This window comes from Streptomyces guryensis (genome assembly GCF_021261325.1).
GTDB lineage: Bacteria > Actinomycetota > Actinomycetes > Streptomycetales > Streptomycetaceae > Streptomyces > Streptomyces guryensis.
In genome coordinates, this window is the sequence record NZ_JAJSBI010000032.1 from 89,211 (window position 1) to 111,625 (window position 22,415).

At 69.7% G+C, this 22,415-nt stretch carries 25 protein-coding genes and 1 pseudogene; 15 read left to right on the top strand and 11 right to left on the bottom strand.

Features of this window, described 5'->3' with window-relative positions; all coding sequences use genetic code 11:
• Positions 1 to 51: 51 nt before the first annotated feature.
• Positions 52 to 267: a DUF4177 domain-containing protein gene (locus LJ657_RS40890; protein WP_232654759.1), complete on the bottom strand. Its 216-nt coding sequence runs from the start codon at positions 265 to 267 to the stop codon at positions 52 to 54.
• Positions 268 to 580: 313 nt separating this feature from the next.
• Positions 581 to 908: pseudogene (locus LJ657_RS49190) on the bottom strand (MFS transporter); the annotation flags it as partial.
• A gap of 306 nt (positions 909 to 1,214) precedes the next feature.
• Between LJ657_RS49190 and LJ657_RS40900 the strand changes: the two are divergent.
• The 5 genes from LJ657_RS40900 to LJ657_RS40920 all read left to right on the top strand — a co-directional run bounded on the left by LJ657_RS40900 (position 1,215) and on the right by LJ657_RS40920 (position 6,164).
• Positions 1,215 to 1,706 (top strand): nucleotidyltransferase domain-containing protein, encoded by a 492-nt coding sequence (locus LJ657_RS40900; protein ID WP_232654760.1) that lies wholly within the window; start codon positions 1,215 to 1,217, stop codon positions 1,704 to 1,706.
• A gap of 422 nt (positions 1,707 to 2,128) precedes the next feature.
• A complete protein-coding gene (locus tag LJ657_RS40905) occupies positions 2,129 to 2,914 on the top strand; it encodes a sodium:solute symporter family transporter (RefSeq protein ID WP_372488040.1) in 786 nt (261 codons plus the stop codon).
• Positions 2,915 to 2,952: 38 nt separating this feature from the next.
• A complete protein-coding gene (locus tag LJ657_RS40910; RefSeq protein ID WP_269787517.1) occupies positions 2,953 to 3,540 on the top strand; it encodes an RNA polymerase sigma factor in 588 nt (195 codons plus the stop codon).
• Entirely contained in the window at positions 3,537 to 3,872 is a 336-nt protein-coding gene (locus tag LJ657_RS40915; protein WP_232654762.1) for a hypothetical protein, read from the top strand. The genes LJ657_RS40910 and LJ657_RS40915 overlap by 4 nt, the downstream gene beginning before the upstream one ends.
• A gap of 144 nt (positions 3,873 to 4,016) precedes the next feature.
• Entirely contained in the window at positions 4,017 to 6,164 is a 2,148-nt protein-coding gene (locus LJ657_RS40920; RefSeq protein WP_232654763.1) for an MMPL family transporter, read from the top strand.
• A 36-nt stretch (positions 6,165 to 6,200) separates the two neighbouring features.
• Here LJ657_RS40920 and LJ657_RS40925 read toward each other — a convergent pair whose 3' ends face one another.
• Both LJ657_RS40925 and LJ657_RS48795 read right to left on the bottom strand, forming a co-directional pair.
• Complete coding sequence (locus tag LJ657_RS40925) at positions 6,201 to 6,710, bottom strand: hypothetical protein (RefSeq protein ID WP_232654764.1); 510 nt, start codon at positions 6,708 to 6,710, stop codon at positions 6,201 to 6,203.
• Positions 6,711 to 6,945: 235 nt separating this feature from the next.
• Positions 6,946 to 7,416, bottom strand: coding sequence for a hypothetical protein (locus LJ657_RS48795; RefSeq protein WP_308117125.1), 471 nt, complete (start codon positions 7,414 to 7,416; stop codon positions 6,946 to 6,948).
• Positions 7,417 to 7,773: 357 nt separating this feature from the next.
• On the opposite strand from LJ657_RS48795, the gene LJ657_RS40935 reads away from it, so the two are divergent.
• The 4 genes from LJ657_RS40935 (at position 7,774) to LJ657_RS40950 (ending at position 13,220) form a co-directional block, all read left to right on the top strand.
• Positions 7,774 to 8,274 carry a GNAT family N-acetyltransferase gene (locus LJ657_RS40935; protein ID WP_232654765.1) on the top strand — a complete coding sequence of 167 codons (501 nt, stop codon included), beginning with the start codon at positions 7,774 to 7,776 and terminating at the stop codon, positions 8,272 to 8,274.
• A gap of 447 nt (positions 8,275 to 8,721) precedes the next feature.
• Positions 8,722 to 10,287, top strand: coding sequence for a cellulose binding domain-containing protein (locus tag LJ657_RS40940; RefSeq protein ID WP_232654766.1), 1,566 nt, complete (start codon positions 8,722 to 8,724; stop codon positions 10,285 to 10,287).
• A gap of 306 nt (positions 10,288 to 10,593) precedes the next feature.
• A complete protein-coding gene (locus LJ657_RS40945; protein ID WP_232654767.1) occupies positions 10,594 to 11,847 on the top strand; it encodes an MFS transporter in 1,254 nt (417 codons plus the stop codon).
• Between the two features lie 308 nt (positions 11,848 to 12,155).
• Positions 12,156 to 13,220, top strand: coding sequence for a YihY/virulence factor BrkB family protein (locus LJ657_RS40950; RefSeq protein ID WP_232654768.1), 1,065 nt, complete (start codon positions 12,156 to 12,158; stop codon positions 13,218 to 13,220).
• Between the two features lie 60 nt (positions 13,221 to 13,280).
• On the opposite strand, the gene LJ657_RS40955 is transcribed toward LJ657_RS40950, so the two are convergent.
• From LJ657_RS40955 to LJ657_RS40965, 3 genes are all read right to left on the bottom strand, one after another.
• A complete protein-coding gene (locus LJ657_RS40955) occupies positions 13,281 to 13,454 on the bottom strand; it encodes a hypothetical protein (protein ID WP_232654769.1) in 174 nt (57 codons plus the stop codon).
• 45 nt (positions 13,455 to 13,499) lie between these two features.
• Positions 13,500 to 13,856 (bottom strand): PRC-barrel domain-containing protein, encoded by a 357-nt coding sequence (locus LJ657_RS40960; RefSeq protein ID WP_232654788.1) that lies wholly within the window; start codon positions 13,854 to 13,856, stop codon positions 13,500 to 13,502.
• 96 nt (positions 13,857 to 13,952) lie between these two features.
• The gene (locus tag LJ657_RS40965) at positions 13,953 to 14,804 is read right to left on the bottom strand and encodes a helix-turn-helix transcriptional regulator (protein WP_232654770.1); all 852 of its coding nucleotides are present in this window, start codon (positions 14,802 to 14,804) and stop codon (positions 13,953 to 13,955) included.
• An 86-nt stretch (positions 14,805 to 14,890) separates the two neighbouring features.
• On the opposite strand from LJ657_RS40965, the gene LJ657_RS40970 reads away from it, so the two are divergent.
• Positions 14,891 to 15,682: an SDR family NAD(P)-dependent oxidoreductase gene (locus tag LJ657_RS40970; RefSeq protein ID WP_232654771.1), complete on the top strand. Its 792-nt coding sequence runs from the start codon at positions 14,891 to 14,893 to the stop codon at positions 15,680 to 15,682.
• A gap of 127 nt (positions 15,683 to 15,809) precedes the next feature.
• Here the strand turns inward: LJ657_RS40970 and LJ657_RS40975 are convergent, their stop codons facing one another.
• On the bottom strand, positions 15,810 to 16,460 hold the full coding sequence (locus LJ657_RS40975) for an HD domain-containing protein (RefSeq protein ID WP_232654772.1): 651 nt from the start codon (positions 16,458 to 16,460) through the stop codon (positions 15,810 to 15,812).
• Positions 16,461 to 16,676: 216 nt separating this feature from the next.
• A complete protein-coding gene (locus LJ657_RS40980) occupies positions 16,677 to 17,105 on the bottom strand; it encodes a VOC family protein (protein ID WP_232654773.1) in 429 nt (142 codons plus the stop codon).
• 51 nt (positions 17,106 to 17,156) lie between these two features.
• Here LJ657_RS40980 and LJ657_RS40985 point away from each other — a divergent pair, with 51 nt between their 5' ends.
• The 3 genes from LJ657_RS40985 (at position 17,157) to LJ657_RS40995 (ending at position 18,778) form a co-directional block, all read left to right on the top strand.
• A complete protein-coding gene (locus LJ657_RS40985; protein ID WP_232654774.1) occupies positions 17,157 to 17,426 on the top strand; it encodes a hypothetical protein in 270 nt (89 codons plus the stop codon).
• Between the two features lie 124 nt (positions 17,427 to 17,550).
• A complete protein-coding gene (locus LJ657_RS40990; protein WP_232654775.1) occupies positions 17,551 to 18,051 on the top strand; it encodes a hypothetical protein in 501 nt (166 codons plus the stop codon).
• Between the two features lie 430 nt (positions 18,052 to 18,481).
• Positions 18,482 to 18,778 (top strand): hypothetical protein, encoded by a 297-nt coding sequence (locus LJ657_RS40995; RefSeq protein ID WP_232654776.1) that lies wholly within the window; start codon positions 18,482 to 18,484, stop codon positions 18,776 to 18,778.
• Positions 18,779 to 18,883: 105 nt separating this feature from the next.
• Here the strand turns inward: LJ657_RS40995 and LJ657_RS41000 are convergent, their stop codons facing one another.
• Positions 18,884 to 19,315 (bottom strand): hypothetical protein, encoded by a 432-nt coding sequence (locus LJ657_RS41000; protein ID WP_232654777.1) that lies wholly within the window; start codon positions 19,313 to 19,315, stop codon positions 18,884 to 18,886.
• 540 nt (positions 19,316 to 19,855) lie between these two features.
• Positions 19,856 to 20,548: a TetR/AcrR family transcriptional regulator gene (locus tag LJ657_RS41005; protein WP_232654778.1), complete on the bottom strand. Its 693-nt coding sequence runs from the start codon at positions 20,546 to 20,548 to the stop codon at positions 19,856 to 19,858.
• Between the two features lie 52 nt (positions 20,549 to 20,600).
• Between LJ657_RS41005 and LJ657_RS41010 the strand changes: the two genes are divergently transcribed.
• A complete protein-coding gene (locus LJ657_RS41010; RefSeq protein WP_232654779.1) occupies positions 20,601 to 21,719 on the top strand; it encodes an FAD-dependent oxidoreductase in 1,119 nt (372 codons plus the stop codon).
• Between the two features lie 291 nt (positions 21,720 to 22,010).
• The gene (locus LJ657_RS41015; RefSeq protein WP_232654780.1) at positions 22,011 to 22,244 is read left to right on the top strand and encodes a hypothetical protein; all 234 of its coding nucleotides are present in this window, start codon (positions 22,011 to 22,013) and stop codon (positions 22,242 to 22,244) included.
• Positions 22,245 to 22,415 lie beyond the last annotated feature (171 nt).

The window sequence follows — 22,415 nt, forward strand, 5'->3', positions numbered from 1 at the left end:
GGGCCCGCACCATGCGCGGACCCGATGTCGGCAGCAGTGGTGCAGTCGGCGCTATGCGCGGGGCCGTTCGAAGGTGAGGAGCAGGCCCTCGACCGAACCGGGTCCGATGCGCCCCTTGACGTCGGCGGAGGTGATCGCCTTGAGGCCCCAGCCGTCCTCGGCATGCTTGTTGAGGACCTTCTCCAGCTTGTCGCTGTCGAGCGCGTCACCGATCAGCGATTCCCTGAAGGTGACGACCTTGTACTCGTAGGTGTAGCCGTTGCTCATGGCTGCGGTGTCCTTTGGTGTGGTTGTTGCACTGACCGGGGTCAGCCAATCATGGTGCGAGTCCGGCCACGCTGCCGGGAGGATCTTCCAGACCGACCTCATCGGAGCATGTCGTTGTTGTCCCGGTCGGCCACGATCACATCGCGAAGGGGGAGTGCGACCAGCAGGGCGGCCAGGACGAGCAGTCCACTCGCCCACAGTGGGCCCGAGGTCCCCGGCCGCGGTGCCGAGCGTGGCCGCGGCGATGAGAGGTCCGACGGCGGCGCCGAGATTGAGTGCCGCGGTCGCGTAGGCACCGGCCGCTTCCGTCTCAGAAAGCGGCCCGCCAGCCGAGCACCGTGCCGAGTACTGATCCCGCCGGCACCCCGGCAACCGTGGCCACCGTGGTGCCCGACAGCAGAACGGCCGGCGCCCGCCCCTTCTGCCGGGGAGCGACCAGCGAGGCGGCAGTGGTCAGTGCCACCGCGAGGAACCCGGCGTTCGCGAGCGCGGCAACCACCCGGGTCACGAACAGGACCGCGAAACTCGTGGTGGCAGCCCCCACTGTGTGGGCGGCGAGGAACACGACAACGAAGCCGAAGAAATTCGGAGGTGCCCATGGTGAAGACCGCCACGGCAAGCATGTACAGGGGGAGAGGCATCGAGTGGCTCCGAGGTGAGGAGAAGAACGAGAAGGAGACGTCTCGTCACCGCGGTCAGCGCCCAAGGGCGCGCTCGTCCGGCCGCGGAACGCGGCGCGACGGCAGGACCGGGAACTCAGTGGTTCAGGGAGCTGACGGCGTGACCGAAAGCCCCCACCTTGGCTGCCTCAGGGCTCGACATGGCCCGCACGCTACCCGGCCGGGACCCGCCCGGGCATCTTGGTTTCACCCGGACTCGCTGCCGACCGCAGTGCCGGAGGAATTCGCTCGCCGCACCACGGGATCGCTTCTAGTCTGCGACAAGTGATGACAGCTGAAGACGTGTTGTCGGTCCTGGCCCTGCTGCGACGGGCCGAGGCCGACATCTGGATCGGCGGAGGCTGGGGGATCGACGCTCTGATCGGAGAGCAGACCCGAGACCACCGTGACCTGGACCTGATGCACAGCCAGGATCAGGAAGCGGCCGTCATGGCGCTCCTCTCCGAGGAGGGTTTCGCCGAGAGTCTCGACCGGCGACCCGTCCGGTTCGTCGTCACGGACGCGGCGGGGCGGGACATCGACCTCCATCCGCTGGTCTTCAACGAGGACGGATCCGCAGAGCAGGCATCACCCGTAGCGGGGCATCCGTTCATCTACCCCACCTCGTGCTTCGTTTCGGGCACCATTGCAGGAACGACAGTCCCGTGTCTGTCTGCCGCACAGCAGGTCTTCTTCCATCAGGGGTACGAGCCGTCCGATCGTGATCGGCACGACATGGCTCAACTCCGCCGCGTCTTCGGCATCGCCACCCACTTCTGAGCCGGAGCAAAAGGGCATGATCCGGTGACCCCTTCCACCTGGCAGGATCGAGACCATGTCGATCGATCCGCTGCCGGCAAGAGCCCGCCGAGTGTGGGAGGACCTGGCCGGGGTGCCGCTCCCGTTTCCGCGGCGGGGCGGTGTCAACGTGGCTGTCTCCCGGGAATCCGGGATCTGCCCGGCGGGCTGGGTCGGCGTGGTGGCCCTGGGGGGATCGGCGATCGTGACCGTGCCCAGCGGCGCCGCCGTCGCGACCGTTCGCGAGGCGCTGCGGCGACTTCCGGTGGAGGCCGTGGTGGACGCGGCCTCGGTCCGCGCGACGCCTCGGTGGCGCGGACGCAGCCCACTCCGCCCTCCTGCTGGCGCCCCAGCAACAGCCCGCCTACGCCACCCTCGCCCTGGGCTCCGCACTGGCCCTGCTGATGTATCCGCACGTCCTGACCGCCGGTTTCGCCGCCGACGGCCCGCGCACCCTGCGCAAGGTCTCCGTGGCACTGCCCGCCTGGACCGGGCTGCTCGCTCTCTTCGGCTTCCTCGGCATCGCCGCCCTGGCGGCGGGGGTGCGGGCGCCGAAGGGCGGCGCCGAGGCCGCCGTACCGATGCTCGTGGACCGGTTGATGCCGGCGCCGCTGGCCGGGCTCGTGTTCGCCGCGATCACCGTGGGCGCCCTGGTACCGGCCGCCGTGATGTCGATCGCCGCCGCGACCAGCTTCGTACGCAATGTGTACGTCGAGTACGTCAACCCGACGGCCACCCCCAAGCGGCAGGTACGTATCGCCAGGATGGTGTCGCTCACCGCGAAGGTCGGCGCGGTCGCCTTCGTGTTCGGGCTGCGCGACCAGGACGCGATCAATCTCCAACTGCTCGGCGGGGTCTGGATCCTGCAGATCTTCCCCGCGGTGGCCGTCGGCCTGTTCACCGGCCGCCTCCATCCGCGCGCTCTGCTGGCCGGCTGGGCCGTGGGCATGGCGGCCGGCACCTTCCTGGTGGTGCGGGAGGGGTTCTCGTCCGTCGTGCCGTTCGGCTTCGGCGACCGGCCCCTTCAGGTCTACGCAGGCCTCGCGGCGCTGCTGGTCAACCTGGTCGTCGCCGTGACCGGCACGGCAGCCCTCGAACGCCTCGGCGTCCCGCGCGGCGCCGACGCCACCCACCTGCCGTCCCGCCTGACCGTCAGGCGGCGCCCCGAGACGGGAGCGAACAACCCGTGAGACGCAGACACCAGCCCCGCGTGACGGTGCCCCAGGCCATGGCGGCCGCGGTCACCGAACCACGCGTTCCGCAACCCACGGCCGCACCACCCGACGCCGTCGAGGCGCTCACGCCCGCCCTGCGCGACCCGGCCGACCTGGAGCGCGAGGCCGCCCTCGCCCGGCTCTTCGAACTGCACTACGCCTCGATGCTGCGCCTCGCCGTGCTCCTCGGCGCCGACGACCCGGAGAACGTGGTCGCCGAGGCCTACTACCAGATCTACCGCAAGTGGCGCCGGCTGCGGGAACCCGGGGCGGCGGAGGCCTATCTGCGCTCCACGGTGTGCAATCTGACCCGGATGCGGATACGTCACCTCCAGGTCGCCCGCAAGCACCTCGAAGGGCCGCCGAGCGAACTGGTCGCATCCGCCGAGAGCACCGCCCTGCTCCACGACGACCAGCGCGCCCTGATCGGTGCACTGCAGCAACTGCCCGCACGGCAGCGCGAGGCACTCGTACTGCGCCACTGGCTCGGACTGAAGGAGAGCGAGATAGCCGCCGCGATGGGCATCTCCTGCGGTTCGGTCAAGACGCACACCGCGCGCGGCATCGCCGCGCTGAGCCAGGTGCTGGAGGCCCGGCGATGAACGACACCTCACCGGACCGCACCGAACAGGAACCGACGGGACGGCCCCGAACGGAACACGACGGCACCGAACAGGAGTTGCGCGAGGCCCTGGCGGCACTGGCCGGCGGTGTGCGGGCCGCACCCGACGCCTACCGCACGGCCCGGGGTGACTGGCTGCGCCGAGAGCGCCGCCGCCGACTCGTGCTGGCCGCCCTCATCGCGGTGGTCTTCACCCTCGCCACCCTGATCGGCCTGTGGGTCCTCAACCAGACACCCACCCACCCCGGCGTGATCTTCTCCGGCGTGGGCAGCCCGGGTGCCCTGGGAGGGGCGCCGCCCGGTCGGGGCTGAGGGCAAGGCGCGCCGCACACTCTTTCGACTACTCGGGCCGACACGGACACCGGATCACAACAAAAGTCATCGATCTACCCGATAGTGAAGGAAGGGTGCATAGCGCTAAACTCCCGCAACCTACAACGTGGGGAGGGCCCGGGCATGCGACGGTGGGCCGAGTTCGTTCTGCGGCATCGCAAGGCGGTTGTGGGGTTCTGGGGCCTGGTGCTCGTCGCCGGCATCCTGCTGGCGGGCCGGACGACGGACCGGCTGACGATCGACTTCTCCCTGCCGGGCCAGCCCGGCACGGTGACGGCTCACCGCATCGAGCGCACCTTCGGCAGCGGCGGCGACACCAATCCCTATCTGGTCTCCGTCACACTCCCGGCGGGGCAGACCGTCACCGGTCACGAGACGGATGTCGGGCGGGTCTTCACGGCAGTCGGCACAGCGGTCCCGGGCCTGCGGGTGATCGACGAGGCGAACACCGGTGACAAGGCGTTCCGGACGAAGGACGACCGCACGGCCTACGCCCTGGTGTTCTACCGGTTCAACCCCTCACCGAGCCAGAAGCTGCTGACCGATCCGATCCGCTCGGCGGCGCAGAAGGCCGTGCCGGCCGGCGCGGCGGTCGGTGTGACGGGTGAGGACGTTCTGGCCTCCGGGGGCAACAACGGCGGCGGACCGGGTGTCCTCGGGGAGACGCTCCTCGGCGCCGTCGGCGCTCTGGCCGTACTCGCCTTCGTGTTCGCCTCCTTCCTGGCCCTGCTGCCGCTGGTGGTGGCCGCGGTGTCGATCCTCGCGACCTTCGTGATGCTGCTGCCGCTCACCTATGCCACGGATGTGTCGTTCATCGTGCAGTTCCTGGTCGCCCTCATCGGCCTGGGCGTGGCGATCGACTACTCACTGCTGTTCGTCACCCGCTGGCGCGAGGAGCGCGACCGCGGCCGGGACAATCACGACGCGGTCGTCGTCGCGATGGAGCGCGCCGGGCACGCGGTGCTGTTCAGCGGCGTGACGGTGGCCATCGGCCTGCTGGCGCTGGTGGTCCTGCCGGTCCCGTTCATGCGGAGCATGGGCTACGGCGGAGCGCTCATCCCCCTGGCGAGCGTGCTGACGACGCTCACACTCACCCCGGCGATCCTGGGCGGCATCGGACCGAGGGCCGACTGGCCGAAGATCCGGCACGAGAACCGGGCGAGCCGTTTCTGGACCCGGTGGACCGCCGCCGTCGTACGACGCCGCTGGATCGCGGCCGCCACCGCGCTGGCCGCACTGTTCGCTCTGACCGGAGTCTTCCTCGGCATCAAGATCGGCCTGGCCTCCTCCGAGTCGCTGGCCAAGAGCGGCCCGGCGTACGAGAGCCTGCGGACCCTGGAGCGCGGTGGTGTGCCGACCGGCGCGCTGACCCCCATGGAGGTCCTGGTCCGCACCGGCCAGGCCCGCACGGCCGCCGCCCGGCTGACCGGGATCGACGGTGTGAGCAGCGTGCTCGTGCCCTCCGGGCCGGCCGGCAACCGCGGCGGGCAGAGCATCGTCGTGGTCATCCCCGACCGCGAGACCGTGAACTCGAAGAGCGTGGGTGTCGTCAAACGGGTCAAGAGCGCCGCGGACGGCCTGCCGGGCGTCCTCGGCGTCGCCGGTATCGGCGCGGCGCAGATCGACTTCATGCACGCCGTGTACGGCAACTTCCCGCTGATGCTCACGATCATCGCGCTGCTGACCTACGTCCTGCTGGTGCGCGCCTTCCGCTCCCTGCTGCTGCCGCTCAAGGCGGTGCTGCTGAACCTGATCTCGCTCGCGGCGACCCTCGGCCTGATGGTGATCTTCTGGCAGGACGGTCACGGCTCCGACGCGGTCTTCGGCATCGCGGCCACCGGGGCGATCACGTTCTGGATCCCGCTGATGGTCTTCGCGTTCCTGTACGGCCTGTCCATGGACTACGAGGTGTTCATCCTCTCCCGCATCCGGGAGGAGTACGACACCGGTCACTCCACCGATGCCGCCGTGATCGAGGGCATCGGCCGCACCGGCCGGCTGGTCACCAGCGCCGCGCTGATCCTCTTCCTCGCGTTCGCCGCGCTCGCCTCCGGCCCCGGGACCGACCTGAAGACTCTGGCGACGGGTCTGGGCATCGGCATCCTTCTGGACGCGACCATCGTGCGGATGCTCCTGGTTCCGTCCCTCGTCTCGCTGTTCGGTCCGTGGAACTGGCACCTGCCCGGCTGGGCGGCCCGCCCGCTGCGCGTGGCGCCGTCGTACCCGCACGCGGAGCCGACGAAGCCCCCGGCCGATCAGCCCACGAGCTGACCCCGGCGGAGCAGAAGGCCGCCGTACGAAGATCCTTCAGGCGTCCAGATCCAGGGGCTGCCCGTCGCTGTCGGGCACGGTCTTGGCGGAGGGCCACTGCGCGAACGAGATCATCCCCGTCACCCGGTGGATGAGATAGAAGGCCAGAGGCAGTTCGGCGAACACGGCGAGCGCCGCCGACAGCCAGATCTCCGAGGTGCCGAAGGCGAGAGACACGTCGAACCATGCGTCGCAGATCAACAGCACTGCCGTGGCGAGAGCCGCCACGATGACGGCGCGGTGCCGCAACCAGCCGCAGATCGCGGTGGACGCCATCGCGACCACGAGCAGGACGTCGAACCCCACCCATGTCGCGCGCCAGTGATGGACCTGGTACCCGGACGGCAGCGTCGCCGCCAGCAGGGCGGTCCAGGGGACGAGAACGACGGCGCAGACGGTCAGCAGCTCCAGGGTGTGCCGTCGGTGCCGACGTACACGCTCGAGCAGGTCGCGGTCCGGAGTCGGTGCCGTGTCCCCTGTGCGGTTCGGGGCCTGTATGTCGCTCACGTCGCCCGCTCCGTTCTCCCCTGTCCCCGGGTGGCACCGGTCGGGGCTGCTGTGCAGGCGTCCGGCGGTGATCCAGCAGTACTACCAGGTTAATGCCCCACGGCGGTGACCTTCGGTGCCGGTGGGGGAGGGGTGATGGCGGCGAGGGGCTGGAGACGGGCCGAAACCGGCCGCGCCAGGGCGCGCTCATGCCGTGGAGAGCGACAGCCCTGCCTTCGGCGCAGCCATCGATGTGTCAGCACGATGTGATCGCCCGTTCCCGGCGTCTGAAGCGTCCACCACTGGGCATGCCCACGACACCGCCGGAGATCAGGCGATGTCGAACTTCAGGAACTTCAGCAGGACGGCACGGGTCATCGACACCGCCGCCATGACGGTGGCGCTGGCGGCCGAGGTCGAGTTGGAGGCTCCCGAGTCGGAGCAGGGTCCTGCCGTGCGGTCTGGAGCTGCCCGTCTTCTCGGCGAGGGCGATCGCCTCCAGGTAGCCGTCGTACGCCTTGTCGTATTCGCCCAGCTGGTGGTGGCTGTCGCCGACGCGGGTCATGACGGAACCCGGGGTCCGCAGCGCCTCCTCCCGCACCGCGGTGGCGGCATCCCGGTCGACGGCCTCCTGCGGGATCCCGCGCAGTTGCTCGACCGCTGCCCGGGTCTCCGCATCGAGCGCCGCGACGCTCCGCGTCGCGGCCACGAATTCGGCCCGATCCACGGCCAGTAGGACCGGGTTCGCTCAGCGCCCCCTCCTTGGGGCCTTCTCCCGCGAGATGGCACTGGTACACCGGCCACGGCCATGGGCCCCCGGCCGGCTGCCCGGCTCCGAGGACCGCGGGGATGGTTGTGGGCCGGCAGGGGGCAAGGCGAGGCGGCCACGTTCGTTGCAGCGAGACGTCGTTGGCCCCGCCCGCCACCAGCGAAGGCCGTACGGCCGTGCGGCCATGTCCTCGCCCAGCCGGTACACGGCGTTGGCCGTGCCGCCGGACGTTTTCAGGCCGTCGGCCGCCGACGAGCGCCCACCACTTCTGCGGCAGGCTCACCCTTGCGGCACGCCATGGGTGATGCTGGCGCAATGAATGATCAACGTGAGGTTGTCGTCGCCCGCTGGCCAGGTCAGGTCAATTCCGATCCGGGCGGACTGGCCGCGTTGCTGGCGGCCTACCATCTGCAGACGCAGGCGGAGAAGGGCGAGGCCGTCGCGGATGCGGACGGGTTGCCGGACCGGTACCGGGCAGAGGTCCTGGACCCGCGGGCCGCGTTCGCTGACGACGTCGTACTGGTGGCGTTGAGCGGGAACACCGTCGTCGGCTCTGTGGTGGTGACCGCTCCGGTCGGCGGGCGGTGCGAGGTCAAGAGGCTCTGGACGGCTCCGGCATTCCGGGGCCAGGGCGTCGCGTCCAGCCTGGTCGGCGCCGCGCTTGCGCATGCCGCGGACAGCGGTGTCAGCACCGTACGGCTGTCGGTGTGGCAGTGGCGGGCAGGCGCCATCGCGCTGTATGAGCGACTCGGCTTCACTGTCACCGAGTCGTGGGACGGGCGGGATCAACTGGTGTGTATGGAGCGCGCCGTGTGAGCGGCACAGCCACTCGTCGAAGGCCGCGACAAGGAGGCCGCTCCGTAGCGGCCCGCGGGTCGGTCGTATCTCGTGGCCGCAGCCCGAGGCCTTTTGAGAGGGTCGGCAGCGCACTCGACCGCATACCGCGCACAGATCCCGGCGACCTGGGGCAGTTGCAGCACTTCGACGAGGGGGACAGCGCCTTGACACCGCTCCACCAGCTCGCTGAACGCCTCTGCGGGATACCGGGCGGAGGGCGCTGTGCGGGCGATGGCACCACTTGGCGGGGCCCGGCGGCAGCACCGCAACGGCCCGGCGTGCCTGTGCGCCGTGTTCCTGCGGGCGTCGGGCGTGAGGCTTGACGGCCGGCCTGTGGCTCGGTATGTACATGCCAGAGTATTGGTATGGACCAACTCTGCGGCTTCACGCGCCGACCCGGCGCCCACCCCCCAGTGGAGGCAGCACATGCGAAGACCGTCGGCCCTTCTCACCCTGTTCACCGGACTGCTCCTACTGGTCCTGGCCCCACCCGCTTCCGCCGCCGGCACACCGACCGCCGCCTTCTCCAAGACGTCGACGTGGGAGGGCGGTTACCAGGGCGCGTACACCATCACGAACGCAGGGAGCACCACCCTGACGGGCTGGAGCGTCGAGTTCGACCTGCCCTCCGGCACCACCGTCGGGTCGTACTGGGACGCGTTGCTCACGCAGAGCGGCAACCACTACACCTTCAAGAACCGTGACTACAACGGCACACTGGCGCCGGGTGCGTCCACCTCCTTCGGATGGGTGTCCAACGGCACCGGCGCCCCTACCGCCTGCAAGCTCAACGGCGCCTCCTGCACGGGTGGTTCGAGCACCGACACCACGCCGCCCGGTGTGCCGGCCGGAGTGAACGTCGGCTCTGCGACCGCCTCCGCCCTGACCGTGCGGTGGAGCGCCGCGACCGACGACTCAGGATCCATCGCCGGGTACGAGGTCTCGCGCGACGGCGGCACTCCCACCACCGTGACGGGCACCTCGTACACGGCCACCGGCCTGCAGGCGGCCACGAGTTACTCCTTCCGCGTGCGCGCCCGAGACGCCGCGGGCAACGTGTCCGCCTACTCTGCGGCGGTCAGCGGCACGACCTCTGCCGGCGGGCTGCAGCCGAGCGGTGGTCTGTTCACCGCGCCGTACATCGACATGGGGGCGTGGCCGACACCGAGCATGCCCGAGATGGCCTCGGCGAGCGGCCTGAGCAACTACACGATGGCCTTCATCACTGCCTCCGGCTGCAAGGCGATGTGGTTCAACGCCTACGACCCGCGCGACGGCTGGGCCAAGGACCAGATCGACGCCATCCGGGCCGCCGGGGGAGACGTCAAGGTCTCCTTCGGGGGCGCCAACGGCATCGAACTGGCCCAGGCCTGCACCTCGGTGGACGCGCTGTACGCCGAGTACAGCGCGGTGGTGACCGCTTACAGCCTGAAGTACGTCGACTTCGACATCGAGGGCGCGGCCTCCGCGGACCCGACCTCCGTCGCCCGCCGCTCCCAGGCCCTGGCACGCCTCCAGCAGGCACACCCGGGGCTGCGGATCTCGCTGACGCTGCCCGTCCTCCCGGAGGGCCTGACCTCCGACGGACTGAACGTGGTGCAGTCGGCGCGCGACGCAGGAGTCGACCTGGACGTGGTGAATGTGATGGCGATGGACTACTACCGCAGCGTCGACTACGGCGACGCCGCCGTCCAAGCCGCACAGAGCACCTTCGCCCAGCTGAAGTCGCTCTATCCCAGCAAGACCGACGCCCAGCTCTGGGCGATGGTCGGAGTGACCCCGATGCTCGGGCAGAACGACGACGGCCACCTCTACGACCAGGCCGACGCCCGCCGGCTGGTTTCGTTCGCCCAGGGCAAGCACCTGGGGGAGCTCGCCTTCTGGGAGGCCACCCGGGACCGCAACGCCTGCACGGGCGCCCTCTACCAGTGCACCAACATTCCGCAGTCTCCCTACGAGTTCGCGAAGATCTTCGCCGCCTACACCGGCTGAAGCCATGTCCACGTACTGACCTGAGCGCGCGCGAGCGGCTCGACCAGTACGACGGTTCCGGCCGGTCGGACGCGCCACGCCGCTGTCCGACCGGCCGGAACCGTCATGACACAGATCACGCCAGAGTGCGGCTCGATCTTGGAATGCGCGGTCTCCTGCCGCTGCTGCACAGTTCATGGGCTTGCCCTGTTTGGGGGTGCGCAGGGCGATGGTGCTCGACGCGGCCGGCCGTGGGATCTCTACGACCTCGGCGGTTCTCCGCTCCCTGGTCCCTGGACTGCTTGCGTTGAAAGGTTCTCCCGCACCATGCCTCTGGCTCTGCTGGCCCTGGCTGTCGTCGCCTTCGGCATCGGCACAACCGAGTTCGCCACGATGGGGCTGCTGCCCCAGATCGCCGATGGTGTCGGTGTGTCGGTGCCGCACGCCGGCAACCTCGTGTCGGCGTACGCACTCGGTGTCGTCGTCGGCGCACCCGTACTGACCGGCATCGGGGCACGCATACCGCACAAACGGCTCCTGCTGCTCCTGTCGGGACTGTTCGTGGTCGGCAACATCGCGTCCGCGCTCGCACCTGATTTCGGTCTGCTGTTCGCCGCGCGTTTTCTGGCGGGGCTGCCGCACGGCGCACTGTTCGGCGTCGGGGCGGTCGTCGCCTCCCGGCTGGTCGCCCCTGAGCGAGCTGCGCGCGCGGTCTCCAGGATGTTCCTCGGACTGACCGTCGCGAACATCGTCGGAGTGCCGGCCGGCACCGCACTCGGCCAGCAGCTGGGCTGGCGGTCCGCATACGGCGCCGTAGCCGTCATCGGCCTCGTCGCCCTCGCCGCGCTGGCGCTCTTCGTCCCTGACCAGCCACGCGGCGGCCAGTCCGGCATCCGGCACGAGCTGCGGGCCATGGGCAACAGGCAGGTCGCGATCGGCCTGGCCACGGCGGTGGTGGGCTTCGGCGGATTCTTCGCCGTCTACAGCTACCTGGTGCCGATGCTGACACACCTGACGGGCATCTCCGACTCCTCGACCACCCTGGTCCTCGCGCTGTACGGCGTCGGCATGACGCTCGGCACGCTGATTGCGGGCCCGCTCACGGACCGCGCCCTGCGCCCGACCCTTTACGCGGGGCTCGCTCTGCTCGCCGCAGCCCTGGTGACCTTCTACTTCACTGTGCACAGCACCGTTTCGGCCCTGCTGACGATCACCTTCCTCGGTGCCATGGGCGCCTTCGTCACCACGCCCGTCCAGATGCTTCTCATGGCCAAGGCGAAGAACGCCCCGACGATGGCCGCGGCCTCCAACCACTCCGCCTTCAACCTGGCCAACGCGGGCGGCGCCTGGCTCGGCGGACTGGCCATCTCCGCGGGCTGGGGCTGGGCGTCTCCCAGCCTCGTCGGCGCGGCCCTCGCAGTGGCCGGCCTCGGCCTCGCCTTCACAGGTGGCCTCATGGACCGGGGCGGCCGACGCTCCGAGGTGATCACTTCGTCCGCCCCGGAAACCTCGACGGAAGCGGGACACGCCACGGCAGCCGGACCGTCCGTAACGCCTGGGGAGCGGGGGGAGCGGGGGTAGCGGCCCGTCTTCGGTGTCTTCGGTGCCCCGTCCTGATCCGCCCGACAGACCCCGGCCCCGAGCCGATACGGCCCCGACAGACCCCGGCCCCGAGCCGAGAAGGGAAAGCCTGGCCGGTCGACCGGTCACGGCGGATGCGGTCCCGCACGTCCCTGGTCCCGACAGGTGCACGTCCCCGCTGCCGTCCAAGCACGTCCACGCTGGTCAGGGCGGCGCTCGCGAGGAGCGACGCCGCACCGGACGAGACCGAGGCCGGCCCAGCCGGTGGGCGTCCGCTTGAGCGCGCGCGGCGGGGATACCCGGCGGGTATGACCAAGCTGCATCTCCCACACCGGAAAACTCACAAGGGCCCCGACGAAGCCCCGGCTTCCCGGGTGCCGTCGCCGGAGGAGGCCGGGCCGGACCCGGAGGTCGAACGGGCCGCTCCGGACACGCCCGCGAAGCTGCCGAAGGGCGCCTGGTCCGCCGTACTCAAGGGCAGCTTGAAGGAGTTCAAGGACGACGAGCTGACGGACCGGGCCGCGGCGCTGACCTACTACGGCGTGCTGTCCCTGTTCCCGGCGCTGCTGGTACTGGTCTCCCTTCTGGGGATCACCGGCAGGTCGACCACCGACAAGGTGCTGCACAATCTCAGGCAGCTGGCCCCCGGCTCGGCACGCGACATCATCACGCGGGCCGTCGAACAGCTCCAGAACAATTCCGGGACCGGCTCGGTGATGGCCCTGGTGGGCATCGTGCTGGCGGTGTGGTCGGCGTCCGGGTACGTGGCCGCCTTCATCCGTGCCGCGAACGCCGTCTACGACATGCCGGAGGGCCGACCGGTGTGGAAGGTCCTGCCGGTGCGGATCGGTGTGACCGCGGTGCTCCTGGTGCTGGCGGTGATGAGCGCGCTGATCGTGGTCTTCACCGGTGCGCTGGCCCGCCAGACCGGACAGGCGCTCGGGATCGGGGACACCGCGCTGACGGTGTGGTCGATCGCCAAGTGGCCCGTTCTGGTGTTGCTGGTCACCGTCATGATCGCGATCCTGTACTGGGCCACCCCGAACGCCAAGGTCAAGGGGTTCAGGTGGATCACCCCGGGCAGCCTGCTGGCCTTGGCGATCTGGCTCGCGGCCTCCGCCGGGTTCGCGTTCTACGTCGCGAACTTCGCCTCGTACAACAAGACGTACGGCACCATGGCCGGCGTCATCGTCTTCCTCGTCTGGTTGTGGATCAGCAACCTCGCGATCCTCCTGGGCCTGGAGTTCGATGCCGAGAGCGTGCGGCAGCGGGCCATCGCCGGTGGCCACCCGCCCGAGGCCGAGCCCTACACCCGGCCCCGCTCCACCCGCACCTGGGACGAGGAGGACATCCGCCGTCTGGACGACATCTGACCAGGCGGGACTCCGGCCACGAGAGCGAGAGGACGTCGGCCGTCGCCCGGGGTGTCGCCGTCAGCGCGCCAGGCGGTGCTTTCTGCCGCCCCGGCGGAAGCGCATGGCGGCGTACGCGAGGTCGGCGAGCAGCAGCACGGCGCCGATGATCAGCAGATAGAACAGGCCGTGCGCGGCGAATCCGATGATGCCCAGAACGAGGGCCACGAGGACGAGGAACAGAAACAGACTCATCGGCGCTCCCAGTGGGCTCCAGCGCCTTCTCAGCGGCGCCGCGGCTCAGCGACGGGCGAGACGGCGTTCACCGCCGGCTCCCGGCGTGTATTCGAGTTCGTAGTGCGCGAAGATCCCCGGCTCTTCCGTGGCAGGCAGCTCGCCGTCGGTGTCGATCGCGGGAGCCTTCCTCACCACGTCCTTGGGGTGAGCGATCTTGAGATAGCCCGGCCCCACGGTCGCACCGGACAGCGGCACGAAAACCAGGCGCCGACGGGTGGGAAGACCCACGGTCACCGTCGCGAAGAAGGGCTGGTCGGTGGCGGTGTCGACGTAGACGGCCTCAAGGACCCCGATCTTGTGACCGCCAGGGTCGACCACGCCGTGACCACGCCATTCACGAATGTCGCCTGCCTCGAACATCATGGACCTCCACCTGAGGGGTACCCCTGATCGTGTCCCTGATATCCCCTGATGTCCGGTCCACCTGCAGCACCGGCAAGGAGGCCGGCTGTGGTGCTACGGCAGGCAGCGACTGGCCTGTGCTCCCAGGACGTTCAGCAGGGCGAGGGCCGCGCCGCCGGGGGACCCCGGCGGCGCGGTGAAGAGCACGAGGTACTGGTCGCGGTCGGTGAGGGTGAGCGTGTCGCAGTCGACGGTGACGTCGCCGACCGTCGGGTGGCGGAAGGTCTTGGTGAGCATCGGTGCGGCCTGTACATCGTGTCGTTCCCAGAGTCGGGCGAAGTCGGGGCTGGTGCCGCGGAGCTCGCGGACGAGACCGGTCACCGCGGGGTCCGCGGGGTATCGGGCAAAGGTGGTGTGCAGCTGCATCACGACGCTCAGCCGGAAGTCGGCGGCGTCGGAGATCCCGTAGAGCGCCGCATCGGCGCGCTCCGGCCCGGGGAAGGCCCGGCGGGCGAGGTTGCGGTCCTCGGGGGTGAGCGGGGCGAAGTCCTCCATGAGCGCGGCCGCCAGGTCGTTCCAGGCGAGGACCTCGCACGCGGCGGACAATACGAACCCGGCTGTCTGCGGCAGCCGTTGAAGGAGCGCGAGCACGCTGGGGCGGACGTCGCGCCGGTGCAGTCCCGTCCGGTTCGGCGCGGTGCCCGCGAGGACATGGAGGTGGTCGGACTCGGCGTCGGTGAGCCGCAGTGCGCCGGCGATCGCGGCCAGGACGTCGCCCGAGGGGCGTGGCGCCCTGCCCTGCTCGAGGCGGACGTAGTACTCGGTGGAGATGTGGGCGAGGACCGCCACTTCCTCGCGGCGGAGACCTGGTGTGCGCCGGCGCGGGCCGGAGGGAAGGCCGACGTCCTGCGGGCGGAGCCGCTCGCGGCGGCTGCGGAGGAATGCCCCGAGCTCCTGCTTGTCCATACGCTCAGTGTGCGGGCGCCAGCGGCCGCGGATCCTGGTACAGCCTGTGCCTGTATCCGGCCGGCAGCCCGCCGGACGCTGTCGCCATGACGAACAACACGAACTCTTCCGCCGGCGCACCCGTCGGCCTGCTCACCGGCAAGGTCGTCTTCATCACCGGGGCCAGCCGCGGCATCGGGGCGGCCGCGGCCCGGCTCTTCGCCTCTGAGGGCGCTGCCGTCGTGCTCGCCGCCCGCAGCACCGACGCCCTCGACCGCATCGTGAAGGAGATCCGCGCCGACGGCGGCGTCGCCGACGCCGTCACCATGGACCTGGCCGACCGTGCGAGCATCCGCGCCGCCGTCGACCGCGTCGGGGAACTGTACGGACGCCTCGACGGCGCCTTCAACAACGGCGCGGTGATCCAGCAGCCCGGCCCGGTCGACGCCACCACCGATGAGGACATCGACGAGCAGTTCACCGTGAACTTCCGCTCGCACTGGACTGCCATGAACGCCGAGGTAGCCCTCATGCGGCAGGGCGGCGGCGGGGCCATCGTCAACACCTCCAGCATCGGCAGCCGCCGCGCCAATCCCGCACTGCCCGCCTACGGGGCCATGAAGCGCGCGCTCAACAGCCTCACCGAGACCGCCGCGGTCGACCTGGCTCCCGCCAACATCCGGGTGAACGGCATCACCCCCGGCGGCACCGCCACCGAAATGATCGACGAATGGGAAGCGGCGACCCCCGGCGTCATCGAGGGGATGAGCGCAAGGATCCCGCTCGGGCGGATGGGCGAGCCCCGGGAGATCGCCGAAGCGGCCGCATGGCTGCTCAGTGACCGCGCCTCGTACGTGACCGGCGCGATCGTCCCGGTCGACGGCGGCGCCGGCGCCTGAGAAGGAGCGGCCCGGCCCCGGGCCGCTCCATCACCGCCCCGCACAGGGACGGGCATCAGCATTCCGGTCACCGGCGATGCGACCGGCATCGGTCACGGCAGGGCAGCCGACGTGGCAGCCATGACCGTCAAGGCGTCGCGCGTCTCGACCAGCCGCGCGTCTCGCCCTCGTCGATAAGGCGTCGCCCGGCCCGCCACAGCGAGGCAGATGCCTCTCCGATCACTGCCTTGCGGGCTCGGACATCGTCCGCGGTGACGCCCGGGGTACGCCACGTACCGCCGCGTGCCATCCAGTTGAGAAGGAGTGGCTGCAGCCGGTCCATCGCCTTGGCGAATCTGGCTTCGGGAGTACGACGTTCCTCGAATTCGTCCCACAGAAGCCGCAGGCGCTGACCCTGGTCCGCCGGTAGCAGGCTGAAGAGCTCGTCGGCAGCGGCAACTTCCCGTTCATGCTGATCGCTACCCGCGACACTGTCGTGCAAGGGTGTGTCCCCGGCATAGATCTCCACCACATCGTGCAGGAGGACAAGCTGAATGGTGTGGCCCACGTCGATGGGTTGGTCGGAGTGCTCTGCGAGGATCACCACCATCATGGCCAGGTGCCAGGAGTGCTCCGCGTCGTTCTCACGGCGGTCCACCGCAGCGAGGGGCGACTGACGGAGAATGGTTTTGAGCTGGTCGACCTCGATGAGAAAGGTGAGTTGGGCATGCAGTCGATCATCGAGGTCGTCGGGGAAGGGCGTCTTCTCGGCAAGCAGGCTCCGGCGCTCATCACTCATGGGCTCATCGTGGCATGGGCTGCCGGCTCGTAGACCGGTCTCCGTAACCGTTCCCCAAGATCATCGAGCTTCAACGCCCGCTCGGCAAGCTCGACTTGACACTGACTGCTCACATCCGGCCTACCCGCCGCCAAGACTGTGATCGGCCGCCCAACTGCAATTCACCGGCCCGGGAACGGACCTGGTGGACGACAGACGGTGCCGGGCGGGGAATGCTCAGTCGATACAGAACTCGTTGCCCTCGATGTCGAGCATCGGGATGCACGCATCATTGCCGTCATACAGCGTCTGCACGTGTACCGCGCCGAGAGGGATCAGCCGCGCACATTCGGCTTCGAGGGCGGCGAGGCGCTCTTCACCCACGAGTCCGGTGCCGACCCGCACATCAAGATGCACCCGGTTCTTGGCTGCCTTCCCTTCGGGGACACGCTGGAAGTACAGCCGCGGACCAACACCTGAGGGATCTGTACAGGCGAACCACGCATCCCGCTGCTCAGGCGGCTGTGAACGCTTGAAGTCGTCCCAACTGGCAAACCCCTCCGGTGGCGGAGGTACGACGTACCCCAACACCTCGCACCAGAAGCGAGCGAGGCGCTCAGGTTCCGCGCAGTCGAAGGTGACTTGGAACTTCTTGATCGCTGACATCGGCGCACCATACCAGCGGGACTCTGCCCCTTGTTTCCCAGAGGGATTCGCTTGTTTTCCCAGAGGGATTCGCCCGCCCGCACCCCCTTCGTGCCCCTGGGCCATCTCGGACACCGAGCCCGCGGCACCCAGACCGTCGACGCCACCGGCACTTCCGGTGCCACCGCCGAGTCGATCGCAGAGCGCCATACCTTCAGCAGCGACTGCACAGCGCTGAACGACTTCGGCGCCTCCGCCGTCTCAGGAACGAGTGGCACGCAGAGCAATTCCGATTTCACCTCCGGCTTCTGCACCGGCCCGTTCGACACCCGCAGATATTGACCGACTTGCGCGCAGAATCAGTACTTTGCCCACCGGGCACCATCGATTCCAGCGGCAACTTCACCGGCACCTCTCAGAACCACGGTCCGGAAGAAACCGCCAACTGCACTGGCAGGTGACTCCGTTGTCCCGACCTCCGCACCGCCCCCGCCCGCCCCGGGCCGACGGCGCATCGCTCGCGATCATTTTGGCCCTCCTGGCCCTTCTGGTCGTGGGAGTCACCGGCTGCTCGAAGTCCGACGTCCGCAGCGGCGCGCCCCCGTTGAAGCTCTGCGGGGTCACCTTCTGGACCGGCGCCGAGGGCATCGGCACGACCCCGCTGAGCACCTCCACCCGAGGGATGCCGTCCACTCCGGCCGGCGACCGGCTCCCCGCCACGACGGACCGGGACGCAGGCGGTCCGCCGCCCCGCGTCGTCTCCGTCTCCTCCGACTGCTCCCGCGGCCGTACGGTCGTCGTCTCCCCGGCTTCCTCCGTGCGCGTCCGCAAGGTGGCGAAGGACAGCGACGGCCACGTCGTCGCCCTCTCTCTCGTCCCGGCGCAGCCCAGAACTCCTGCCAAGGTGCACATCTACGCCTACGACGGCACCCGCCCCACCGGCCAACTCCTCACGACCGTGGACTGACACACGCCTACGCCCCCACTGCGCCATCGACACCCGTGTAGCGGCTTCGCGGTCACGGACTCCGCGGCCTCTGGCGCGCCGCAACGCCACGTGAGGCAATCCGTGATGCCGGCCGGCGTCGGTACCCATCGAACTGGGAGGCCCGGCATGGTTGATCCGATCCTGCCGGTCCCGCCGGAGCGACTGAAGCAGTTCAGAGACGCGGTCCGCCGGAGGCTGGCCGAACCTGTGGCGGTCCGCGCGCCGTCGCCGACCGGTGAGCGCGCGGCCCTTCGCCCGTGTGACCCACCCCCGACGCGGCCGTGGGCGACGGGCACGGCGAGACGGGTGCACGTCTGGGAGCGGGTGGCACCTCTCGTGACCAGCACAGCTCCCGGCCGGACCCGCCTCCCGGCCCCGCGTTGTCGGTGGCGGCTGCAAGGCTGGAGGCATGAACGGAGATGAGCAGGTGCTGCGCGGCCGGGTCTACGGCCACGACCACGAGGACCCCGACCCCGGGCCGCTCCCCGGGCGGACGTACGCGGCGCTCGTAGGCGGCCCGCTGGACGGATTGCTGCTGGACATCACGGGCCGACGGCCCCAGGAGGTCGATGAGGGTGCCGCCCTGCCCACCGAGTTGTCGCGGTGGCCCGGGGGCCGCGCCCTGTACGACCGACACCCCGGCGAATTCCTCGCATCCGGCCCGGGTGTGGTCTGCCGCTTCCACTACTCCGGCGACACGCCCTGACAGTCCCGTCGCCCCGGTCATGCGGGTGTGGCCGGCCCAGGAGTGTGGTGCCCTGGGACCGGCCACTGGGTGTCGATGTGGTTATGCCGACCTCACGACGCCACGTCAGAACTCGATCGCGTGCGTATGGTCCTTGTTGTCCTCGCTCATCGAGATACGGTTCACGATCGTCTGGGACACGTCCCCGTCGTCGAAAGTCAGATCGAGCCTGTAGCCGAACTTCCAGGTGTCATCGCCGTTCGGCTCGATGTGAAGTCGCAGATTTCCGCCCTGCAGTGCGTCCCAGGTGATGTTCCTGCGGACGAGCAGACTGACGGGTACGACGGAACCGTCGCCGAACTTGCCGAAGGTGTCGAACGCGGACGCTGCGGTCTTGCCGGCAGCGGTCACCACCTTGATGCTGAGCGTGGTGTTGTTGTCCTTGTCCTCGCCCGAGGTCAAGAACGTGATCTTGGCAGTGGTGAGGGTCGCACCGACGTCCGCCGGGCCGAAGCTGCTCGACGGCGCGGCTTCATGACGGGGGGCGGCACCGGCCATACCCGCCCCGCCCAACAGTAGGGCGATGCTCGCCAGGACTGCGGCTGCAGTGCGTCCCAGTCTTTTTCCTCGCATGGGCTTCCTTTGTCCAGGCCCCTGAGAACAGGGCCGTTGAGTGAAGTGAGTGGGGAAAGGGCCGACGACCTTCTGCATGGATGCTGTGCCGCCATGGGGCGGAGCGTCACGCGCCGTGCCGTTCAGCGGAACAGAGCCCACCGTCGGTGGTGCCGTGTGGATACCGAACGCGGATTGCTCGCCCTCACACCCTGAGGGCATGGCGTTGTGGGAGGCCCGTCTACTCGGACGCCGCGATCAAGAAGATTCGCGCCGACGGGTTCCCGCCACCGGCGACCTGTGCACCCGCGTCTCGTCGATCGCCTACGAGTACATCGACTCCTGGGCCGCCGAGCCGCACTCGCGCCGACTCGGCGGCGTCGGCGGCCTTTTCAGGACACCCCGAACGGTATTGGTGGCGGCGCAAGTCGGCACCGCCCGTGGACATCAACCCCGAACTCGCTCACATTCGGCGGGCGCTGAGCGTCACGCCGACGGCCGGGCGAGTTTGGCGGCCACTGCGTCGAGGACCCAGTCCAGGCCGGTCGCGAAGGATGTCTCGGCGTCCACGTCCGTGCCGTCGTACACGGCCTTGGCCAGTGCCGGGAAGCGGCCCGTGGCCAACAGTCTGGTCACATGCGGGCCGGAGGCGCGCTGCCAGTCGCGCTTGGACAGGCCCGTGGCGCGCTCGGCCCGCAGGTTCGCGATCTCGCGCCTGATAGCTCCGGTGAAATAGGCACTGACAGTCTCCACAGCGCGCATGACGGTGTCGATGTCCGCCAGGCCGTCGAGGGCGGCCAGCGTGGCCTCGGTCACGGCGAAGCCGTTCGGGCCCAGGGTCGGGCGGCCGCCGAGCAGGTCGGCCAGCCATTCGTGACGCAGAGCGGCCTGCCTGGTGCGGTGGGCGAGCATGCCCAGCGCCTCCCGCCAGTCACCGGGGTGCCCATCGGGGAGAATCTCGGCCTGGACCTCGTCCACCATGAGGTCGAACAGCTCCTCCTTGGTGGAGATGTATCCGTACAGGCGCATCGGGCCGGCGTTCAGCCGGGCCGCAACCTTGCGCACCGACACCGACTCCAGCCCACCCTCGTCGGCCAGCGCGATGGCGGCGGCGACGATCCGCTCCCGGTCGAGCGGCACGGGGCGAGTCGGCGGCTCCGGCCGGTCCCACACAGTCATGGCCACATCGTATGTTGCGATACATCGTACTTGGCCAATACAGTGTATCGACATGAGACATCGCATCGCAGTGGTCGGGAGCGGTCCCGGCGGCCTCACTTTCGCGCGCGTCCTGCACCGCCACGAGTACCCCGTCACCATCCTCGAACGTGACCCCGCCTCCGACGCCCGCCCCCCGGGCGGCATGCTGGACCTGCACGAAGGGCTCGGCCAGCTCGCGCTGGACAAGGCGGGGCTGCTGGCGGAGTTCCAGGCGGTCTCTCGCCCCGAGGGGCAGGCCATGCGCATCCTGGACACGGCCGGGACCGTCCTGCGTGACTGGCGACCCCGTCCGGATGACCGGGCCAATCCGGAGATCGACCGCGGGCAACTCCGTGACCTGCTGCTAGGCCCTCTCGACGTCCAGTGGGGTCGGGGCGTGACGCAGGTGGTGCCGGGGCCCCGGGGTGGCGTACTGGTCCATTTCGCAGACGGGCGGCGAGAGACGTTCGACCTCGTGGTCGGCGCGGACGGCGCCTGGTCCCGGACCCGCCCGGCAGTCTCGCCGGTGACGCCGCACTACACCGGCATCACCACGGTCGAGACCTCTCTGGACGACGTCGACACCCGCCACCCCGACCTCGCCCGGCTCGTCGGCGACGGTTCCATGGCTGTGTACGGCGTGAACCGAAAACTCGTCGCCCAACGCAACAGCGGCGGCCACGTCAAGGTGTACGCCCAGTTCCGCGCACCGCTGGACTGGCACTCGAACCTGGACCTGGCCGATGCCGAGGCCGTGCGATCGAGCCTGCTCACTCTGTTCGACGGCTGGGCCGCTCCCGTCCTCGACCTCCTCCGTCACGGCACCGCTTTCGTCCACCGCCCGCTCTACGTCCTGCCCGTGTCCCACACCTGGACCCACGTCCCCGGGGTGACGCTCCTGGGCGACGCCGCCCATCTGATGCCCCCCTTGGGGGCGGGCGCGAACCTCGCGATGCTGGAAGGCGCCGAACTCGCCGAGTCCATCGCCACCGGCGCCGGAGATCTCGACGTGGCCGTCCGCGCCTTCGAGGAACGGATGTGGGCACGGGCCGGCAAGTGGGCGAAGATCACTACGGCCGGTCTGGAACGCCTCGTGAGCGCGGACCCCGCGGAAGCCCTCGCCGTCTTCGACCAAGTCCAGCCATCCTGACTGCCCGTGAACGCCTTCGTACACGCTTCCGGCGCCAAGGCCGCGAGGCGTCGCAGATGGCTGGTGGGCTGTTCGATCGCCGGGCTTGTGGCGGTGCAGGCCGGCACGCGTGGCCGACGAGCCGGGCGCGGAGCGCGGATCCCCACCTGTGGTTCTGTCGGTAGTACTGACGTCACCATCGGGGTTGCGGTGTCAAGCTGGATGTGCTGAGTAAAGGAGCACCCCCGATGCCGCCTGGCCAGTCGAAGGTCGAGTTGTACGCCGCCGCTGTGGCGCGACTCCCGCGATGGCATGTCGAACCGGGCGTTGCAGTGCAAGTACGGCGTCACCTGGAGCGCGGTCAACAAGGCCCTGACCTCGGCTTGGCCGCAGCCACGCACGACAACCGCTTCGGCGCGGCCGTCGAAGCTGGATCCGTTCACGCTGCTGATCGACGAGACCCTGCTCAGTGCGTTGTGGCAAAGGAAGCCCCTGTTCGATGAGCAGGGGCTTCTTCGTGTGTGGGGCATGACCGCGACGGTGTAGGGGCAGGCAGGGGACGGCTTGTTGTGGATCAAGGAGGGTGCGATGCCGTCGGTGCTGGGGTTGATGGAACAGCGTGAGGCGCGGGCGAGGCAGGATCTGGAGTCCTGGACGGAGGTCCTGGAGCAGGCTCAGGCGGAGGTGGATGCCGCACGGGAGCGAGTCGAGCGGGCC

Excerpts from the sequence above, each read along its gene's own strand:
- LJ657_RS40890 (WP_232654759.1), bottom strand. The coding sequence starts at position 267 with ATGAGCAACGGCTACACCTACGAGTACAAGGTCGTCACCTTCAGGGAA.
- LJ657_RS41010 (WP_232654779.1), top strand. The coding sequence starts at position 20,601 with ATGAGACATCGCATCGCAGTGGTCGGGAGCGGTCCCGGCGGCCTCACT.
- LJ657_RS40995 (WP_232654776.1), top strand. The coding sequence starts at position 18,482 with ATGAACGGAGATGAGCAGGTGCTGCGCGGCCGGGTCTACGGCCACGAC.
- LJ657_RS41000 (WP_232654777.1), bottom strand. The coding sequence starts at position 19,315 with ATGGCCGGTGCCGCCCCCCGTCATGAAGCCGCGCCGTCGAGCAGCTTC.
- LJ657_RS41005 (WP_232654778.1), bottom strand. The coding sequence starts at position 20,548 with ATGACTGTGTGGGACCGGCCGGAGCCGCCGACTCGCCCCGTGCCGCTC.
- LJ657_RS40940 (WP_232654766.1), top strand. The coding sequence starts at position 8,722 with ATGCGAAGACCGTCGGCCCTTCTCACCCTGTTCACCGGACTGCTCCTA.
- LJ657_RS40910 (WP_269787517.1), top strand. The coding sequence starts at position 2,953 with ATGGCGGCCGCGGTCACCGAACCACGCGTTCCGCAACCCACGGCCGCA.
- LJ657_RS41015 (WP_232654780.1), top strand. The coding sequence starts at position 22,011 with ATGTCGAACCGGGCGTTGCAGTGCAAGTACGGCGTCACCTGGAGCGCG.
- LJ657_RS40915 (WP_232654762.1), top strand. The coding sequence starts at position 3,537 with ATGAACGACACCTCACCGGACCGCACCGAACAGGAACCGACGGGACGG.
- LJ657_RS40945 (WP_232654767.1), top strand. The coding sequence starts at position 10,594 with ATGCCTCTGGCTCTGCTGGCCCTGGCTGTCGTCGCCTTCGGCATCGGC.
- LJ657_RS40970 (WP_232654771.1), top strand. The coding sequence starts at position 14,891 with ATGACGAACAACACGAACTCTTCCGCCGGCGCACCCGTCGGCCTGCTC.
- LJ657_RS40965 (WP_232654770.1), bottom strand. The coding sequence starts at position 14,804 with ATGGACAAGCAGGAGCTCGGGGCATTCCTCCGCAGCCGCCGCGAGCGG.
- LJ657_RS40975 (WP_232654772.1), bottom strand. The coding sequence starts at position 16,460 with ATGAGTGATGAGCGCCGGAGCCTGCTTGCCGAGAAGACGCCCTTCCCC.
- LJ657_RS40935 (WP_232654765.1), top strand. The coding sequence starts at position 7,774 with ATGAATGATCAACGTGAGGTTGTCGTCGCCCGCTGGCCAGGTCAGGTC.
- LJ657_RS40920 (WP_232654763.1), top strand. The coding sequence starts at position 4,017 with ATGCGACGGTGGGCCGAGTTCGTTCTGCGGCATCGCAAGGCGGTTGTG.
- LJ657_RS40950 (WP_232654768.1), top strand. The coding sequence starts at position 12,156 with ATGACCAAGCTGCATCTCCCACACCGGAAAACTCACAAGGGCCCCGAC.
- LJ657_RS40905 (WP_372488040.1), top strand. The coding sequence starts at position 2,129 with ATGTATCCGCACGTCCTGACCGCCGGTTTCGCCGCCGACGGCCCGCGC.
- LJ657_RS40900 (WP_232654760.1), top strand. The coding sequence starts at position 1,215 with ATGACAGCTGAAGACGTGTTGTCGGTCCTGGCCCTGCTGCGACGGGCC.
- LJ657_RS40960 (WP_232654788.1), bottom strand. The coding sequence starts at position 13,856 with ATGTTCGAGGCAGGCGACATTCGTGAATGGCGTGGTCACGGCGTGGTC.
- LJ657_RS40955 (WP_232654769.1), bottom strand. The coding sequence starts at position 13,454 with ATGAGTCTGTTTCTGTTCCTCGTCCTCGTGGCCCTCGTTCTGGGCATC.
- LJ657_RS40980 (WP_232654773.1), bottom strand. The coding sequence starts at position 17,105 with ATGTCAGCGATCAAGAAGTTCCAAGTCACCTTCGACTGCGCGGAACCT.